The following is a 16,820-nucleotide window of genomic DNA, read 5'->3' on the forward strand; positions in this document are numbered from 1 at the left end:
GTATATAGAAATCGTCGTAAACGATTAAACCTGCGGTTTAATTTACTTGCTGGCATATACAATTTAGATTGGGTGAAAGATAAACAATTAAATTGGTTAAAAAATGATTTATGAAGGAAGTCTACTGATTAATGAAAAAAGTCTAAGGAAAATCATAATCATGTAATTTTTTTATAAATTAATACATTACAAAATACTCAGTTTATGCATAATGGAATGGTCTTAAGTTACATAGGTTAAATTTAATGGATCCCTCGCCGTGCGTTGATCTTCCATCTCTATTTCTAGCTTACTCGAACGGGGTAGTTCTCTAATGGAATTTTTATTAGATCCCGGAATTTGGGTAGGTTTAATTACTCTTATTATTCTTGAAATCGTTTTAGGTATTGATAACCTAGTCTTTATTGCCATTCTGGCTGAAAAACTTCCTCCTGAACAACGTGATAAAGCTCGTGTCATCGGTCTTTCACTCGCATTATTGATGCGTCTGGGCCTGTTGTTTGCCATTGCTTGGCTAGTCACTTTGACTCAGCCGCTGATCACCCTGTTTGACTGGACCTTCTCTGGTCGGGACTTGATCTTGTTATTTGGTGGCTTGTTCTTGGTGTATAAAGCCGTCACAGAGTTACATGAAAAGATAGAAGGTAAGCCTGAAGTCAAATTGACCACTAAGGTGGTTTATGCAAGTTTCACTGCTGTTGTTGCCCAAATTGTGGTTTTAGATGCTGTATTTTCTTTAGATTCAGTGATTACTGCAATTGGTATGGTCGACAATATTTACGTCATGATGGCTGCAATGATTGTTGCGATGGGTGTAATGCTACTGGCATCGAAACCATTGACCAGTTTTGTAAACCGTCATCCAACCGTGGTGATTCTGTGTCTAAGCTTCCTGCTTTTGATTGGTATCAGTCTGATTGCAGAAGGTTTTGGTTTCCACATTCCAAAAGGCTATATCTATTCGGGTATTGGTGTCGCGATCTTGATCGAAGCGTTCAACCAGTTCGGCCAGCGTAATGCAGCAAAGCATGAATCTAAGATTCCTTTGCGTCATCGTACGGCTGATTCCATTTTGAAGTTAATGGGCGGCAAGCTGGAAACCACTGATACTGACAAAAATGAAGCTCAAGAAGCCTTTGCAGATGAAGAACGTTACATGATTGGCGGGGTATTGACCCTTGCAGAGCGTTCAGTCGCTTCGATCATGACACCGCGCAGTCAGATTTCATGGGTCGATCTAGAGGATAGCCCGGAACAGATCCGTGAAAGAATTCTATCTGTTCCCCACAGCCTGTTTCCGGTATGTCGTGGCAGCCTGGATAAGGTGATTAGCATCGTACGTGCCAAGGAATTACTGGATGTGCTGGAAGAACCGGAAGAGTTAAAAGCCCTGATCAAACGCCATCGTCCAATTTATATCTTTGAAAAGATGAAAGTTATTGATGCGATCAATACTTTGCGTACCTCTAAAGGCTCTTTGGTCTTGGTGAGCGACGAGTTTGGTAATGTACAGGGTCTGATCTCACCACTAGATGTATTTGAAGCCATTGCCGGTGAGTTCCCGGATGCAGACGAACAACTTGATTTGGTCAGAATTGACGATTCCCACTGGATCGCTTCAGGTATGCTGGATCTGTATCAGCTTGAGCTTGAACTCGGCATGATTGATCTGATTGATGAAGATGCTGGTTATATCAGTGTTGCGGGTCTGATTTTGGATAAAACCAACAGTGTGGTCGAAGTCGGTACTGAATTGGATTATCAAGGTGTACAGTTCAAAGTCACTGAAATTGAAAGCAATCGTATCAAATCAGTTAGTATTCATTACGCGGCTTAAACGCTTGTTTTAAACACTTGCTTTGTTCAAATCTTGAAGGTCAGTTGCTCTAGTGGCAGCTGACTTTTTTAATGCATCTTTTCTCAATTGTCCTTATTAAAAACAAAGTGAGGTCATTGTTCAGACAGATTTTTTATCATTCGATGCAGACTATCACTCAAGTTGGATATTGAGCTGAATGGCTTGATATTGCACTAGAGTTTTAAGTCTAAAAGCCAGATTCGTAATGCAGCATAAGCAGAATCACATACTGGATATTGATCAATAGAGCCTGTTAATTAAAGCTTAAAAGTAACATTCAAATCCTGCTGAATAATTAAATTATAATTCACATGATTTCAGCTGGGATCATGCAAAAACAGATCAAACAAAATTTTGATCTCTTTGGTGAAAATCGGTAGATAAATTACATTAAGTTATATGAAGCCTGTTCAGTTAACCACCGATCATGCTCAAAATAGTTTCAGCGTAGGATTCGGAAACAACCTATATCTCTTCAGAAATTAGTAGAAGATGTGAGCGATGTACAGCTAAAAATGGGGTGTCAGGTCTATACCAATCTGCAAACACCCCTTAAAGCTGCTAGCAAACTAAACTGCTCCCGGCAAAATTTGAAAGTTGGCGTATTGTCGGATGCTTTCAGTATTAAGTTGATGGACTTCATCCAGAAAAGCCATATTAAAACTGCCAAGTTGTGGCGCACGTTCAAAAGCCCGTTGACCTGCAATTGCAAAATGCACATGTGCAGCGAGTGCCGCGATTGCGGGAGAACTTACAGCACTATAGGCTGCAATCAGTGCACCAAGTGCACAACCGGTGGCCGTGACTCGCGGTTGTAAATATGATCCGCCTGATACCTGTATTACCGGATAATCTCTGGAAATGATGTAATCAGATTCGCCGGAAATCGCGACACAGTCACAATGCGCCAATAAGCTTTGTGCCTGTAAATAAACATCGGCACTATTGATGGTACTGTCCACACCTTTGGATTCGATCCGCTTGCCAGCCAAAGCACCAATTTCAGAGGCATTGCCCCGTAAAATTGTCGGATGGGAATTGAGTAACTGATCTACCGTATTCGAGCGCCAATGCAGTACCGTTCCATAACCAACCGGATCCAGTACCCATGGTTTTTTCAGACGATGTGCCGTTTCCGCAGCAATGTGCATGGCCTGTACTTGTTCGGTGGTCGGTGTACCCAGATTGAGATTGATCGCAGCTGCAATTTTGGCAAAGCTTTCGGCCTCAAAAGGATTATCGATCATGGCGGGGGAAGCATTGGCAGCCAGCACCACATTGGCCACATAATTACTGGCCACGGCATTGGTCATGATATGTACCAATGGCTGATGTTGCTGTAACTTTAACCATGCCTCGCAGATTTGATCCAGAAGCGTGTGCTGTAGTGCTTGCGTAGAAGTATTCATAATGATCATCTGTCAAAAAGGAATCTAAGTCGTATCTTCGCTCAGCGGGTAAAATAATGGTCCTGATGCTTACAGCTACGGCAGAACAGGCTGACATAGTCACTGGCATCATAATCCACCGAAAGTTCCTGTGAACCGCAGTGCATACAACGTTTCTGCGAATAAAATTTCAGGCGCGGTTCAATTTTATGCCATGAGCGCCAGACCGGCTGAAAGAAAATATTCTCATCATAACCCAGGAAGCGATAAAACAGGATTTCACTCATCTTGCTGAAGGCCAGTTGTGGCGGGCGTGGCAGGGTAGAGGTTTCCCATTTTTCCGTGACAGAACGTTCCCGATACTGTTGTAAGGTTTTTTTCAGCAGATTGGTATTAATAAAATTTTCATTGCGTGGCTTAAGCGCTTTTTGCTTATATAGATATTCCAGTGCGGTCTGTACCAGATAATAAATCTGCCCCACTGCCAAGACATCTAAAAGGCGATAGCAAAAGGTCTGAAAGCTCTGATTTCCGGCAATCTGCACATTCCAGCTACGACAGTAAAATTGCGCAAACTGAATGATCTCCTCATATAGCAGACAATACAGGGCATCTTTGACTTCATCTGCACTTTTAAAAGGCACACCTTGACTCAGGTTCTGATAAAACCAGTTGCGTAGTTGCTGGGTAATGCTGAACAGGCTCGGTTCAGAATAGCCATCCAGACGTACATTAATATAATAGTGCTGATTTTCCTGTTGCACATCTTTGGGAATTAAAATCTGTTCTCTGAGCATATTTTTGACCAGACCATGTTGAAACAGATAGTTCGGACTGATGGAAAAATAGCGAATTTGATGCCAGTCGATATATTCGCGGTGCTGGCTATATTCCTGTACTTGTTCATCTAAAATCGAAAGTAGAAACAGTTTATTGATAAAACTGAGCTGATTGAGCTCAGGAACTGGCCGGTCCTGTTTTTTATGATAGAGACGATTTTCCTGTAAACGGACTTCCTTGAGCATGCGTTTACGTTGGGCCAGACACTGTGCGCAATAACAATTATTTTTTTGATCCGGATGAAGCTGATGCTGGCAATGGCTGCATTCATGGTAACTCATCTCCTGATCATACTGTTCCGCCTCAATCCAATACATCGATGCCTTACATAGCGGGCAGTGGGTGCTTTCATCAAGCTGTTTTTGCAGAACACTGAATACCATGGGCGCGAGCAACTTTAGAATGGACGGGCATTTGATTATACACCGCTGATGCGAGGCAAATGTAGTTGACTGATGCTATTTTACGTCAGCAAAAAATATACGCGCACATGAAAAGAGCTACCGAAGTAGCTCTGATCTTAAAAACATGAAATGACGGGTTTTAGACTGGGCATGGTAAGGTTTCGTCTTGTTGTCCGCGATGTTTGGCGTGAATTAAGGCTTGAACTTTTTTAGATGGAACTTTCTTGGTACCGAGGGCATCGTAGCTGTTGAGAATGGCAGTCACTTCATGTGCCTGAAGAGGAATACCTTCACAGCTCATCAAGAGTGCAATGACTTTATGGTCAATATTGGCCTGATCCAGTGTTTGCAGGGTTTTGATATTTTCCATTCGTACAATATGTTTTTTTAAGTACATGGCTCACCTCATGGTTATCATTATTCTTTAATTTTAAGGGCGGGGAAATACAGCTTAACTCTAGCAAGAAGTGTGCTTATTTTTTAATCTGTATTTGTGAAGTGTAATTTGGATATCAATATATATCTTTAAATCAAATATTTATAATAATGTAAGAAATTATGATTCTGGCTGTTTATTTGGCATAGATATTTCTTAAGCTTAATCGAATGCTGCACAATTAGGCAAAATGCATTGAAAGTGGTGCGTACAATGCCCATATTAGAGCGAACAATACAAATGCACAGACAGCGTTTAAAACTTGGCGTATGATTTTGACATGAACAATGTCGAATAAGATAAAGATTAGGACAGGACATGAATATTGCGGCAAACCCGGTGATCGAAGCGGATCAAACCATTTATTTAAAAGACTACCAAAAACCCTCCTTTATCGTCGATTCTATCGAGCTGAATATTCAGGTCTATGCGGATCATACGCTGGTCAGCAGCAAACTGCAGATGCAGCGTCAAACTGCCGGTGATCTGGTCTTGCTCGGACGAGATCTGGAACTGCAATCGATTCAGTTAAATGGTCAAACCCTGAATGCAACTGACTACAGTCTTGATGCTGAACAACTGGTCATTGCCAATGCGCCTGATCAAGTGTCGCTTGAAATTGTGGTTAAAATCCATCCTGAAAGTAATACTATGCTGGAAGGTTTATATCAGGCCAGTTCAGATCTGTTTGTGACCCAAAATGAACCAGAAGGGTTCCGTAAAATTACTTTCTATCCAGACCGTCCTGATGTGTTGTCGGTCTTTACCACACGTGTAGAGGCAGACAAGAAATATCCGGTCTTGCTCGCAAATGGTAACCTGCTAGAAACCGGTGAAGTGGATGAAAATCGTCACTATGCCGTGTGGCAGGATCCGACCAAGAAACCGAGCTATTTGTTCGCCTGTGTCATTGGTGACTTGGCAGTGATGAAAGATTCCTATGTCACATCGGAAGGCCGCAATGTAGCTCTGGAAATCTACGCAGAAGAAAAAGATATTCCAAAATGCAAGATCGCCATGGAAGCGCTCAAACATTCTATGCGCTGGGATGAAGAGCATTATGGTCTGCCTTATGATCTGGATAATTACATGATTGTGGCGACCAGTGCATTCAACATGGGTGCCATGGAAAATAAAGGTCTGAATATCTTCAATACTTCATGCGTGCTAGCCGATGAAGAGTACACCACTGATGCCGCCATCATGCGGGTGCAGTCAGTCATTGCGCATGAATATTTTCATAACTGGACCGGTAACCGGATTACCTGTCGTGACTGGTTCCAGCTGTGTTTGAAAGAAGGCCTGACTGTATTCCGTGACCAATCTTTCTCGGAAGATTTACAGTCGGCTGCGGTACAACGTATTGATGATGTAGCAGTTCTGAAAGCACATCAGTTCCCGGAAGATTCAGGGCCGCTATCACATCCGCCGCGTCCAGATCATTTTGTAGAAATTAACAACTTCTATACTGCCACTGTTTATGAAAAAGGGGCTGAAATTAACCGCATGATGGCGACCTTGCTCGGTAAGGAAAAATTCCGTCAAGGAACCGATGAATATTTCCGCCGTCATGATGGTCAAGCAGTAACAGTTGAGGATTGGGTGGCTGCACTGACAGCAGGTTCAGGTGTGGAGCTTTCAAACTTCCTGACCTGGTACAATCAGCCGGGTACACCTAAACTTCAAGCAAAAGCTGAATATGATGTAGAGACACAAATCTATCGCCTCAGCTTGAAACAAAGCCTGAAAACCCATCCTAAATATCCAAATCTGAAAGCCGTACCCATTCCAGTCGCTTTGGCATTGTTTGATGCTGAAAGCGGTGAGCAGTTAACGCTGAACTCTGAGGCACTCTTTGAAAATGGCGTCAAAGATGGGGTATATCTGTTTGATCAGGATGAAGCCACGATCGAATTTAGCGGTGTGACAGCAAAACCGGTAGTGTCCTTGCTGCGTAATTTCTCTGCACCAGTGAATCTGGACTTTGACTATTCAGAAAAAGAACTGGCTTTCCTGTTGCAATATGAAACGAATGGTTTTAACCAGTGGCAAGCAACTCAAACTTTACTCGAGCGTATCTTGCTGGATGATCAGCCTGCAGAAATTTATATCGAGGCCATGCTTAATACCTTGCCGGATGTGATTGAGAAAGATCCGCTGTTGGCATCACGTTTGTTTGATGTACCGTCGGAAGGTTATTTAGGTAGCCGTATTGATCAGGATTATAATCCGGTCATGATTCAGGAAAAGCGTGAGGCTTTGCTGCATACTTTGGCACGTGCCTTTGGTGAAACAGCGAAAGAAACTTATCTCAATCTGGATCCTGATCTGCAATCTGAATTCTCGCAAGCGATGGGTGTGCGTGCTTTAAGAAATATCATGCTCACGATGATGGCTCGTCAGGGAGATGCATTTGCCTTTGATTTAGCCTATGAGCAATATCACACGGGGAATATGTCTGAACGTTTGGGTGCACTGAAAGTCTTGGTCTGGAATGATGCACCACAAGCACAAGAAGCTCTAGCCGATTTCTACAGCCGCTTTGAAGATGAAGCCTTGTCTTTAGACCAATGGTTTATGGTTCAGGCAGCCCATCCAAAAGCAACGGACGAAACCATTGCGTATCTGACCCAGCATCCAGATTATGATCTGGCGGTGCCTAACTGTATTCGTGCAGTCAGTGGTGGTTTGAATGCCAACCCAGTCAATACCTGGAGCTTTGGCGTACAGCATTTTATTGGTCTGGCGAAATATCTGGACGAGAAAAACCCGATTGTAGGCTCACGTTTGCTACAGGTATTGTCACGCTGGTATACCTTGGCAGAACCGCAACGCAGTGAAGTGAAAGCACAGCTTGAAACCTTAAAACCACTGGTTAAATCTAAAAACGTGTCTGAGACACTCAATAGTATGCTCAGCGTATAACATCAATATTCATAAAAAACCGGATCGACCTGATCCGGTTTTTTATTTCCTGTTTATTTCAAACGCTGGCTTTAAATACAGTTGAATTTCTCTAAAGGCTTAGGTAAGTACCAAAGGGTGTTACAGTATGATTATACGGAAAAGAGTATTTATTTATTAAGCTGTAAGCTAGGTAAAGGGATCTACAGATTCGCTTACTAGAGGTTGTCCAAGATATGTTAGTGAAAATTGAAGATGGTTTTTATTTAAATAGCCAGCATATTATTGCCGTACATGTCAGCAAGAATCCTGAAAATGGCTTACTTGAAATCTCCATTCAATATACGCCGCATTCCATTCAGCAGGTCGGAGAATACAAAAAAGTATTTCAAAGTCAGCTTGATGCTGAAATTTTCTTAAGTGAATTAAATCAAAAACTTCGCTAAAAGCCTGTATCATACAGGCTTTGATCAAGCATCCTATTGTCTGACGATGAGTACTGGAATAGAGGAAAGTGCCAGAACATTCTGAGCGACACTGCCCAGCATGAGTTTTTGCAAACCTTTACGGCCATGTGAACCCATAATAATGACATCAGTCGGTGATTCATTTGCAGCCTGTAAGATTCCTTCTGAAGGTGCCATACCATGCAGGATTTTTGTCGTGACCTGTATGCCTTCACGAACAAAGCTCTGTTTCAGGTCATTTAAGCGATCAAGCGCATTTTGTTCTGCATGCATAAAGTAATCTGTGACTGCTGGAGCAACTTTATAAAAATCTACGCCCTTAAAAGGGTCAACCGCAATGACACTGAGTAAGGTGACATGGCTATGAAATACTTTGGCCAGTTCGAGGGCATGTTCTGCGGCAGCATAGGAAATCGAGGACTCATCGAGTGCTACGAGAAGATGATCATAATTATTCATGGTGCTTCCTGATATTTATTATTGCAGTAAGGAGAATAGGGGTTAGGTGGGTGAATCTCCATAACGTACGGTTTGGTTTGAAATCAAATATAGAAAACCGAGTAATGCGCACCTTGAAGATGCGCAAAGCTTTGATTATTTTTTCACGATCAGAACCGGAATTTCACTGGCACCTAAAACATCCTGTGCAAAGCTGCCCAGAATCATTTTCTGGAAGCCTTTACGGCCATGAGAACCCATAACAATCAGATCTGCTTTTACTTCATCAGCAGTTTTGGCAATGTGTTCGGCATTGACCAGACCTGTGACGATCCGTGACTGAGCTTCAATACCTTCAGTCGCTGCAATCGCAGTGGCTTCTTTCAGGGCATTTTTGGCATTGGCATGCGCCTGTACAAAATATTCCTTCATGATAGATGAGCTGTAATAGAAATCAGCTTCAGTAAAAGGATCTTCTGCAATCAGGCTGATCAGGGAAAGCTGGCCACCAAATGCTTTGGCAATTTTTGCAGCATGTCGTACTGCGGAAAAAGAAATTTCTGAGCCGTCTACCGGAACTAAAATATGCTGATAGGCCATGATTTTTTTACTCCAAATGTTTATTGTTCGCTTCTGATTCATTGATAGCACAGTGACTCTACAGGTGCAATTGCAAAACCTAAAAAAATGAAAAAACTCATTAAATTACAACTATTATTCACATAAAACTGTAAAGAAATGGGCAAATAAATCCGAGCAAAAAACTGGGGATTTTCACCTCTGCTGCCAGAACGAACTGGATTAAGTTTTTGGTTTTTGAGCATTTCAGTTAAACTGCCTGCGCTTGATTTTTGTCAATATAGGGAAATTGAAATTGTGAGATATATCGCGGTAAATCTTGTGCTGGTCAGCTCGATGATGTTAGCGGGCTGTCAGAATACCGTACAAAATAGCAGGCTAATTGCCAGTGCCTTCAATATGACCACGGGCCTACAACAAAAAGTGATGGATCGTTATGCTCCTGAAACTGTTCGGGTACAGAACAATATCGTGTACCAGCCGCTACAGGATTTAAGCTTCGATCTATATCAACCGCAGAATATTCAGAATCTAGGCCCGAGACCGACCATTGTCTGGATTCATGGCGGTGGCTGGATTTCAGGTTCCAAGGCACATGCCCGCGGCTATTTTAAGCTATTGGCGGCGCAAGGCTATAACGTGATTTCTGTACAATATCAGTTTGCGCCGCAGGTGACTTATCCGAGTCAACTTCAGCAAATTAATCAGGCGTTGGCATTTATCAACACGCATGCCGAGAACTACTACATTGATGCAGCACAACTGTATTTAGCCGGAGATTCTGCCGGTGCCAATCTGGCCAGTCATTATGCCGCGTTGTTGACCAATCCAGAGTTTTCACAACAATCCAATTTCAGTCCAAATATTCAGCCAATGCAGCTCAAAGGCTTGATTTTGCATTGTGGTATTTACGATCTACAGGCCTTTGTGCAAAAAGCACCGGATGAAATCAAAATGGTCGAATGGGGCGTTTATAATCTGGTACAGGCTTATACGGGCGACCAGAAAGATGATGTCGAATTTTTAAAGCAGATTTCCCCGATCCAGCATATTTCAAATGCTTATCCGCCGGTGTTCATCAGTGGCGGTAATAAAGATTTTTTGACCGATACTCAATCCTTACCTTTTGTAGAGACACTCAAGGCCCGGAATATTGCAGTGACCGAGGTATTTTATCCGGAATCTAAAGCCTGGCTGATTCATGAATACCAGTTTTTTATGGGCAAAAAAGAGAGTCAGCAAACCTTTATTCGCACCCTTGATTTTCTGCACCAGCATTCATTGTAAAATAAGCATTATTTAAAGTTTAATTTTCTATTTTAATTGGCTTGTTATTCAAAGCATGAACACTGAAATTTTGGAGATGGAAAAATGAATCCTGTATCGTGGGCCTACCTGTTACTGGCACTGGCGATTGTCGCCGAAGTCACAGGCTCTACATTTTTAGTAAAATCTGAAGGCTTTAGCAAATTATGGCCGTCTTTGGCAGTCGTGGTTTTATTCTGTATTGCATTTTATTTATTGTCCCAAGTGATTAAAGTCATTCCATTGGGAATCGCTTATGCCATCTGGGCCGGTGTGGGAATTGTTCTGACTGCAATTGTGGGCTATGTACTTTTCAAGCAGACGCTCGATGTGCCTGCACTTATTGGCATTGCACTGATTATTTCCGGTGTACTCGTTATCAACCTTTTTTCCCAGACCGCAGGACATTCATAAAAGGCAGACATGATCGCTGCCCTTATTTGTCATTTTATTCTAATGATCAGTCATCAATTTTAAGTGACTTGAGGCTTGAGCTTAAATAGAAAATAAACCATTAATCCCAGTAGTAAGCCCCAAAAGGCTGAACCAATCCCGAAAAACTGAATATTGGATGCACTGAATAAAAAGGTCATCAGAGCCGCTTCACGTTCATGGCTTTGCTGAAAAGCCAGCGCGATGTTATGCCCAATGGTGCCGAATAAGGCAATTCCGGCCAGAATGGTAATCAGGATTGCTGGAAATGCCATCAGGACACTGGTCAAGGTCGCTGCAAATAGTCCCATCAAAATATAAAACAGCCCACAACTCATGCCTGCAATATAGCGTTTCTGTGGGTCGGGATGAGCTTGAGTATCCAGACTCACTGCCGCACTGATCGCAGCAAGATTGACACTAAAGCAGCCAAAAGGTGCCAGTATCGCCTGACTTATACCGGTCCAGCCTAAAATACCGTTTACCTTGGGTGGATAGCCATAGCTTTTAATTACTGCCAGTCCGGGTAGATATTGCGAAGCCAGATTGATCACCAACAGTGGTAAAGCCAGCCCTAGAACAGCTTGTAGACTAAATTCAGGTTGGATCCAGACCGGCTGGGCCATACTCCAGTTTAAACTCGGGATTGTAAAATCGATAAAGAAAGGGCAGAGCGCAATTGCGGTAAATACGGTAATCACGATGCTATAGCGTGTGCTGATTTTTTTTGAGATCAGATAAATGGCCAGGACACTGAGTACAAATTTCCAGGACTGTTGCAGGCTACCAAATACTGAAATACCAAATTTTAGCAATACTCCAGCCAGCATGGCACTGGTTAAACTTTGTGGAATAAAATGAAAAATACGCTCAAAAATTCCTAAGAATCCCAGCGCAGCAGTCAACAGTCCACAAATCAGAAACGCACCAATCGCTTCACCGAGGCTGTAATGACCCGCAGACGCAATGATCAAAGCTAGTCCCGCCGTTGACCAGGCAGTAGAAACAGGATACTGATATTTCCAGGACAGCCACACACCAGAGATACCTATGCCGATTCCCAGTGCCCATAACCAGGAACTGATTTGTGCCGCATTGGCGCCTAAGCTTTGTGCAGCTTCAATCACCAGTACAGCAGAAACACTAATGCCAATCAGGCAGGTAATCAGGCCGGCAATGACCGCAGTAAGAGACAGATCTTGTAATAGTTTTGGCATCGTCCATGACACAATTTTAAAAAGCGTTTAAATCATACGCTTTTCACGTATTTAGACAATATCTGTTTCAAGCTTTTATAAGGTAGAGCTGGCTAGCTTCATCCCAAAACCACAGAATAAAATGCCGACTATGGCCACACAACTGGCTGTCAGTTTGTAATGCTGGTTGAAATAGGAGGCCAGTTTTACCCCTGAGAAAATCAGAATAGACAGATAGGTCATGCTAATCAATTGCAAGATCAAAGCCAATAGAATGAAAGTCAATGCCGGATAAGGATAGCGAGGATCAACAAATTGCACAAAAAATGACAGATAAAACAGAATCGCTTTTGGATTTAAAATACTGATGGTCAATGCAGTACGAAATGGCTGAATAGACGAAGCTTTAGCATCAGCCGCATTCATCTGCGGAATCGTCACTTTTTCTGTTGGACGAATGGTTTTATAGGCGGCAATTAATAACTTCATCCCCAGATAACTCAGGTAGATGGCGCCGATAATCTTCAAAGTAATAAACAGGATTGGAAAAGCATGCAATAAAGATGCAGCCCCCAAAGCAGTACATAAAATCAGAATCATGTCACCGGTATACACTCCCAGAGCACCTAAATAACCTGTCTTGATACCAAAACGTGAGGCAATGGACATGACATAAAGGGAATTGGGGCCGGGCAAGAGCACAATTAAGGTGGTACCAATGATAAAGGTACTGAGATCTGTAATACCAAACACGAAGAATTCGCACAAGAAAAAGCCGATGCGGCATTATAGCAACATCGGCTGGTAAAATTTCTAAGATTTTAGCTTAGCTTTCAACGGGATTGAGAAAGGTTTGACCTAATAGCGCAGCCAGTTGCTCACGCGCTTTGATGAAACCCTGAATACCGCCTTGTAACAGTTCACTGGCCATTTGATCCTGCTTCAGCTGTTCCAGAAATGCTGCCTGACTGATCGGACTCAGTTCACCCTGCACAGTAATAGCTGTCGCTGAAAGTTGCGGCTGAACTTCACGTTGATCATGGTTCAGTTCTGCCAGTAGATTTGGTGCAACGGTAAGAAGGTCACAACCGCTCAAGCCCAAGACCTGATCGATACTGCGGAAGCTGGCGCCCATAATTTCGGTTTGAATGCCATGGGCTTTATAAAACTCATAAATACTTTTAACCGATAACACGCCAGGATCTTTTTCGATTGGATAAGCATCCACACCTTCAGCCTTCTTGTACCAGTCCAGAATCCGGCCAACAAAAGGTGAAATTAAAGTAACTTTGGCATCAGCGCAGGCATGGGCCTGATGCTGGCCAAATAACAGGGTCAGGTTGGTATGAATGCCTTCTTCTTCTAAGGTTCTTGCGGCCTGAATGCCTTCCCAGGTTGATGCAATCTTGATCAGGATGCGATCGGAGTCAATCCCATACTGCGCATATAGTGCCAGTAACTCTTTGGCTTTTGCGATGGTGGCAGCAGTATCAAAAGACAGGGACGCATCGACTTCAGTCGAAACACGCCCTTCAATTAATTTCAAGATTTCAACGCCGAATTTGACGGTCAAAATATCAATGGTACGTTCAATTAGGGCATCATCCGCATAGCCTTCCTGCTGCGCCTGCTGATAGGCCGCTTCAATCAGGGCCTTGTTCTCAACTTGACTGGCCGCTGCTGTAATCAGTGATGGATTGGTGGTTGCATCCAGAGGACGAAATTTTTCAATTGCGCTCAAGTCACTGCTATCCGCCACAATTGTGGTCAAGTTTTTTAATTGGTCTAATGCGGTTAATGTCATTACGATCTAGTTCTATGGTTATTGCTTATGCATACTTTTATATCATAAACCCTGTATTTACCAAGTAGACTGAAGTGGTGTTTCTGTGATTATTTGCTACTTTTACGCTGATTTCGCAGATGATTAATCAAAAAATGAGCAGCTGTGCCCAAGTTGCTTTCCCGACTCCAGACCAGATCGATAAAATATTCAAACTTTGGGGTGAAATCGAGCAGATTCAGCACTTGCAGATTTTGCTGTAAATTCGGCTGTTTTTTTAGCATTTCCTGCGGGAGAACACCCCAACCCAAACCCTGTTGAATCATGCTACAGGCAGAATGATGATTGTCAGTGCGCCAGTAATGACGGGAATATAATAATTCAGGTTTAATATTACGGTCACGGCTCGCCACCACAATTTGACGGCTATTTAGAATTTGTTCAAAGCTGACCTGATCGTATTGACTCAGTACATGCTGCTTGGCTGCGACAGGAATCAAGACTTCACGCTTTAATTCCACAAACTGTTCACGTGCATCGAGTTGTTCCCGCTCAAACATTAATGCCAGTTGTGCGCTACCATCCAAGAGCATCTGTTGCGCATCTTCCTGAGGTGCACCAAAGACATTAATCTGAAGCTCGGGAAATTGCTGTTCCACCAGAACGACATAATCAGTCCAGCGCGTATGCAGTAATTCAGAAACGATGACGATATTCAGTTCAGACTCCAGGCCTGAACTTAGGGCAAGCGCATGCTGTTTCCACTGATTCATTTCGATTAACAGCTGTTCTGTTCTTTCATACAGTGTCTGTGCCTGCTCCGTTGGCACAGGTTCACGCCCAATACGCTGGAACAGTTGCAGATTCAGATCAATTTCTAAATTCGCAATTGACATGCTAATGGCAGAGGGAACTTTTCCCAATTTTCGTGCAGCTGCAGAGAATGAACCGGTTTCCATCACAGTTTTAAATACAGTGAGTTGTTCCTGATTAATATTCATGTAATCTTATCTATCAATTTTATTGAAATATTCTAACTCGATTAATCAGTTTAAAGAACATAATATGCGCGATTATTGATAAAAAACCGAGTAATGAAAATGTTGATTTCCAAAAGACGACTTGTGCATGCGCTTAGCTATGAAGTCATCCTGTTGGTGATCATTGCGATAGCTTTGAGTCTTATTTTTAATATGCCGCTAGAAGTCACAGGTGCACTGGGAATTGTGATGGCCGTGACCTCTGTCATCTGGAATATGCTGTTTAATCATTATTTCGAAAAATTTGAAGCGAAACGTCAACTGAAACGAACGATTCGAGTGCGTATTTTACATGCGATTGGCTTTGAAGGTGGTTTAATGCTCGCCACCATTCCAATGGTGGCCTATGCGATGAACATGGGACTATGGCAGGCGATTGTGCTCGATTTTAGCCTGACCTTGTGTATTCTGGTATATACCTTCATTTTTCAGTGGTGTTATGATTCGATAGAAGAAATGCTTGGATATCAGCCTGAGCATCGAAAAATATAATAAGAAAAGCATAGAAAAAAATAAAGCACAGCTAATGTTACTTGTGCTTTATGTGGGGAATCTAGTAAACAGCAGTATTTCTTTGACACATAGCACACTTATTCGACTTTGTATTCATCTTAAACCCCTTTATAAGAGCAGAAGTTTTTATGCATTTGCATCTAAGGGGAATTATGAAGTTAAAATATAGCTTGTTGAGTTTAAGCATTGCCTTACTCATGACTGCTTGTGGCGGCGGTGGTGGTGAGAATGACAGCCATGCATCTAAGCTTGGGTCAGGTACGGTTGGCTCTAATCCATCAACAGGAAATAATGCTCAATTTACCAAAATTTCAGAATTTAAAGTCTTGGATGTGGGTTCGGAACTTACTGCTCAAGATTTCGGTTTAAGTACATGGAATCCTATAGCCCTGGTACGAACTGATGATGTATTGTATATCGCCAATAGCCAATCAGAATCAAAAATTTTACGTTATGATTTAAAACAAAAACGTGCGCTGAGTGCAATTGACCCATTAAAAATTGAAGGCTTAGCAAAAAAATGGGACAGTCTTGCAGATATCGAAATCCATGCAGAACGCTTATATGTGGCCAGTTATGGTTCTAACCGTGTCGATATTCTAGATATTTCACAGCCTCAACCGAGCTTTGTGATGGCGCTAGGAACTGGCGTTTGGTGGGGCGATACAGTGAACCATGCTTTAGTTCACAGTAATGCTGTTACCGCAGATGACCGCTATATCTATGTCCCCGATATCGAAGGTCGTATTAATGTCTGGCGTCAAAGCGATGCTATTGCACAAAACCATTTAAAAGCGAAAAAGTTTGCTCGGCTCAGTCTTCCTGATTGTGGTCGTAACTGTAATGCACGTATGGAAGTCATGCGAGATCATCTGTATACCAGCCTTCCAAACGGTAAAACTTATGTGCATGACATTAACCAAATTCGTGAAAATGACACTCACATTGCACCTATTTTGACAGAGTCAAATCTTGCGACCCTTTTACACCGTCATGATGACGGTACTGTGTATACCGCAAGGAATGATGGTTCGATAGCAACATATCCTACTCAGGAATTTGGCTTAAAATCAATTCTGCCAAAGCACAATATCGACCAATTCAAAAAATGGTGGTGTTTCAAAAAGTATGCTGACATTAAATGAAGCCATTATTGATGTAAAAAAAGGTTAAGTCGAAAGCTTTAAAATGGTTTTCAATCTTTTTTGAAAAATTACAACTCCTTCTAAAACCGCGC

At 42.4% G+C, this 16,820-nt stretch carries 16 protein-coding genes and 1 pseudogene; 7 read left to right on the forward strand and 10 right to left on the reverse strand.

What is annotated here, in order from left to right:
* Positions 1 to 313 precede the first annotated feature (313 nt).
* A complete protein-coding gene (locus FTV30_RS13450) occupies positions 314 to 1,837 on the forward strand; it encodes a TerC family protein (protein WP_005097293.1) in 1,524 nt (507 codons plus the stop codon).
* A 590-nt stretch (positions 1,838 to 2,427) separates the two neighbouring features.
* Here FTV30_RS13450 and thiM read toward each other — a convergent pair.
* The 3 genes from thiM to FTV30_RS13465 all read right to left on the reverse strand — a co-directional run bounded on the left by thiM (position 2,428) and on the right by FTV30_RS13465 (position 4,887).
* Positions 2,428 to 3,276 (reverse strand): hydroxyethylthiazole kinase, encoded by an 849-nt coding sequence (gene thiM / locus FTV30_RS13455; protein ID WP_180001765.1) that lies wholly within the window; start codon positions 3,274 to 3,276, stop codon positions 2,428 to 2,430.
* Positions 3,277 to 3,308: 32 nt separating this feature from the next.
* On the reverse strand, positions 3,309 to 4,469 hold the full coding sequence (locus tag FTV30_RS13460) for a hypothetical protein (RefSeq protein WP_005170446.1): 1,161 nt from the start codon (positions 4,467 to 4,469) through the stop codon (positions 3,309 to 3,311).
* 160 nt (positions 4,470 to 4,629) lie between these two features.
* A complete protein-coding gene (locus FTV30_RS13465; protein WP_005097289.1) occupies positions 4,630 to 4,887 on the reverse strand; it encodes a hypothetical protein in 258 nt (85 codons plus the stop codon).
* 357 nt (positions 4,888 to 5,244) lie between these two features.
* On the opposite strand from FTV30_RS13465, the gene pepN reads away from it, so the two are divergent.
* Positions 5,245 to 7,851 carry an aminopeptidase N gene (gene pepN / locus FTV30_RS13470; RefSeq protein WP_180001766.1) on the forward strand — a complete coding sequence of 869 codons (2,607 nt, stop codon included), beginning with the start codon at positions 5,245 to 5,247 and terminating at the stop codon, positions 7,849 to 7,851.
* A gap of 215 nt (positions 7,852 to 8,066) precedes the next feature.
* Positions 8,067 to 8,276 carry a hypothetical protein gene (locus FTV30_RS13475; protein WP_004278836.1) on the forward strand — a complete coding sequence of 70 codons (210 nt, stop codon included), beginning with the start codon at positions 8,067 to 8,069 and terminating at the stop codon, positions 8,274 to 8,276.
* Between the two features lie 33 nt (positions 8,277 to 8,309).
* On the opposite strand, the gene FTV30_RS13480 is transcribed toward FTV30_RS13475, so the two are convergent.
* The gene (locus FTV30_RS13480; protein ID WP_005252208.1) at positions 8,310 to 8,756 is read right to left on the reverse strand and encodes a universal stress protein; all 447 of its coding nucleotides are present in this window, start codon (positions 8,754 to 8,756) and stop codon (positions 8,310 to 8,312) included.
* A gap of 135 nt (positions 8,757 to 8,891) precedes the next feature.
* A complete protein-coding gene (locus tag FTV30_RS13485) occupies positions 8,892 to 9,335 on the reverse strand; it encodes a universal stress protein (protein WP_005170452.1) in 444 nt (147 codons plus the stop codon).
* A 315-nt stretch (positions 9,336 to 9,650) separates the two neighbouring features.
* Between FTV30_RS13485 and FTV30_RS13490 the strand changes: the two genes are divergently transcribed.
* The gene (locus FTV30_RS13490) at positions 9,651 to 10,601 is read left to right on the forward strand and encodes an alpha/beta hydrolase (protein ID WP_218944654.1); all 951 of its coding nucleotides are present in this window, start codon (positions 9,651 to 9,653) and stop codon (positions 10,599 to 10,601) included.
* 84 nt (positions 10,602 to 10,685) lie between these two features.
* A complete protein-coding gene (locus FTV30_RS13495) occupies positions 10,686 to 11,033 on the forward strand; it encodes an SMR family transporter (protein ID WP_005097280.1) in 348 nt (115 codons plus the stop codon).
* Positions 11,034 to 11,092: 59 nt separating this feature from the next.
* Here FTV30_RS13495 and FTV30_RS13500 read toward each other — a convergent pair whose 3' ends face one another.
* The 4 genes from FTV30_RS13500 to FTV30_RS13515 form a co-directional block, all read right to left on the reverse strand.
* On the reverse strand, positions 11,093 to 12,268 hold the full coding sequence (locus FTV30_RS13500; protein ID WP_074383234.1) for a benzoate/H(+) symporter BenE family transporter: 1,176 nt from the start codon (positions 12,266 to 12,268) through the stop codon (positions 11,093 to 11,095).
* Positions 12,269 to 12,343: 75 nt separating this feature from the next.
* Complete coding sequence (gene leuE / locus FTV30_RS13505; RefSeq protein ID WP_005097277.1) at positions 12,344 to 13,000, reverse strand: leucine efflux protein LeuE; 657 nt, start codon at positions 12,998 to 13,000, stop codon at positions 12,344 to 12,346.
* Positions 13,001 to 13,073: 73 nt separating this feature from the next.
* Positions 13,074 to 14,051, reverse strand: a complete 978-nt coding sequence (gene tal / locus FTV30_RS13510; RefSeq protein ID WP_100535289.1) for a transaldolase — start codon at positions 14,049 to 14,051, stop codon at positions 13,074 to 13,076.
* Positions 14,052 to 14,140: 89 nt separating this feature from the next.
* The gene (locus tag FTV30_RS13515) at positions 14,141 to 15,031 is read right to left on the reverse strand and encodes a LysR family transcriptional regulator (RefSeq protein WP_005170459.1); all 891 of its coding nucleotides are present in this window, start codon (positions 15,029 to 15,031) and stop codon (positions 14,141 to 14,143) included.
* A gap of 99 nt (positions 15,032 to 15,130) precedes the next feature.
* Between FTV30_RS13515 and aceI the strand changes: the two genes are divergently transcribed.
* Positions 15,131 to 15,562: a chlorhexidine efflux PACE transporter AceI gene (gene aceI, locus FTV30_RS13520; RefSeq protein ID WP_005170461.1), complete on the forward strand. Its 432-nt coding sequence runs from the start codon at positions 15,131 to 15,133 to the stop codon at positions 15,560 to 15,562.
* 173 nt (positions 15,563 to 15,735) lie between these two features.
* Complete coding sequence (locus FTV30_RS13525) at positions 15,736 to 16,728, forward strand: lactonase family protein (RefSeq protein ID WP_257221978.1); 993 nt, start codon at positions 15,736 to 15,738, stop codon at positions 16,726 to 16,728.
* Here the strand turns inward: FTV30_RS13525 and FTV30_RS13530 are convergent.
* Positions 16,721 to 16,820 (reverse strand): annotated as a pseudogene (locus tag FTV30_RS13530) (IS1 family transposase); the annotation flags it as partial. The gene FTV30_RS13525 and the pseudogene FTV30_RS13530 overlap by 8 nt on opposite strands.

Source organism: Acinetobacter sp. YH12255 (assembly GCF_013417355.1).
GTDB classification, from domain to species: domain Bacteria; phylum Pseudomonadota; class Gammaproteobacteria; order Pseudomonadales; family Moraxellaceae; genus Acinetobacter; species Acinetobacter pseudolwoffii.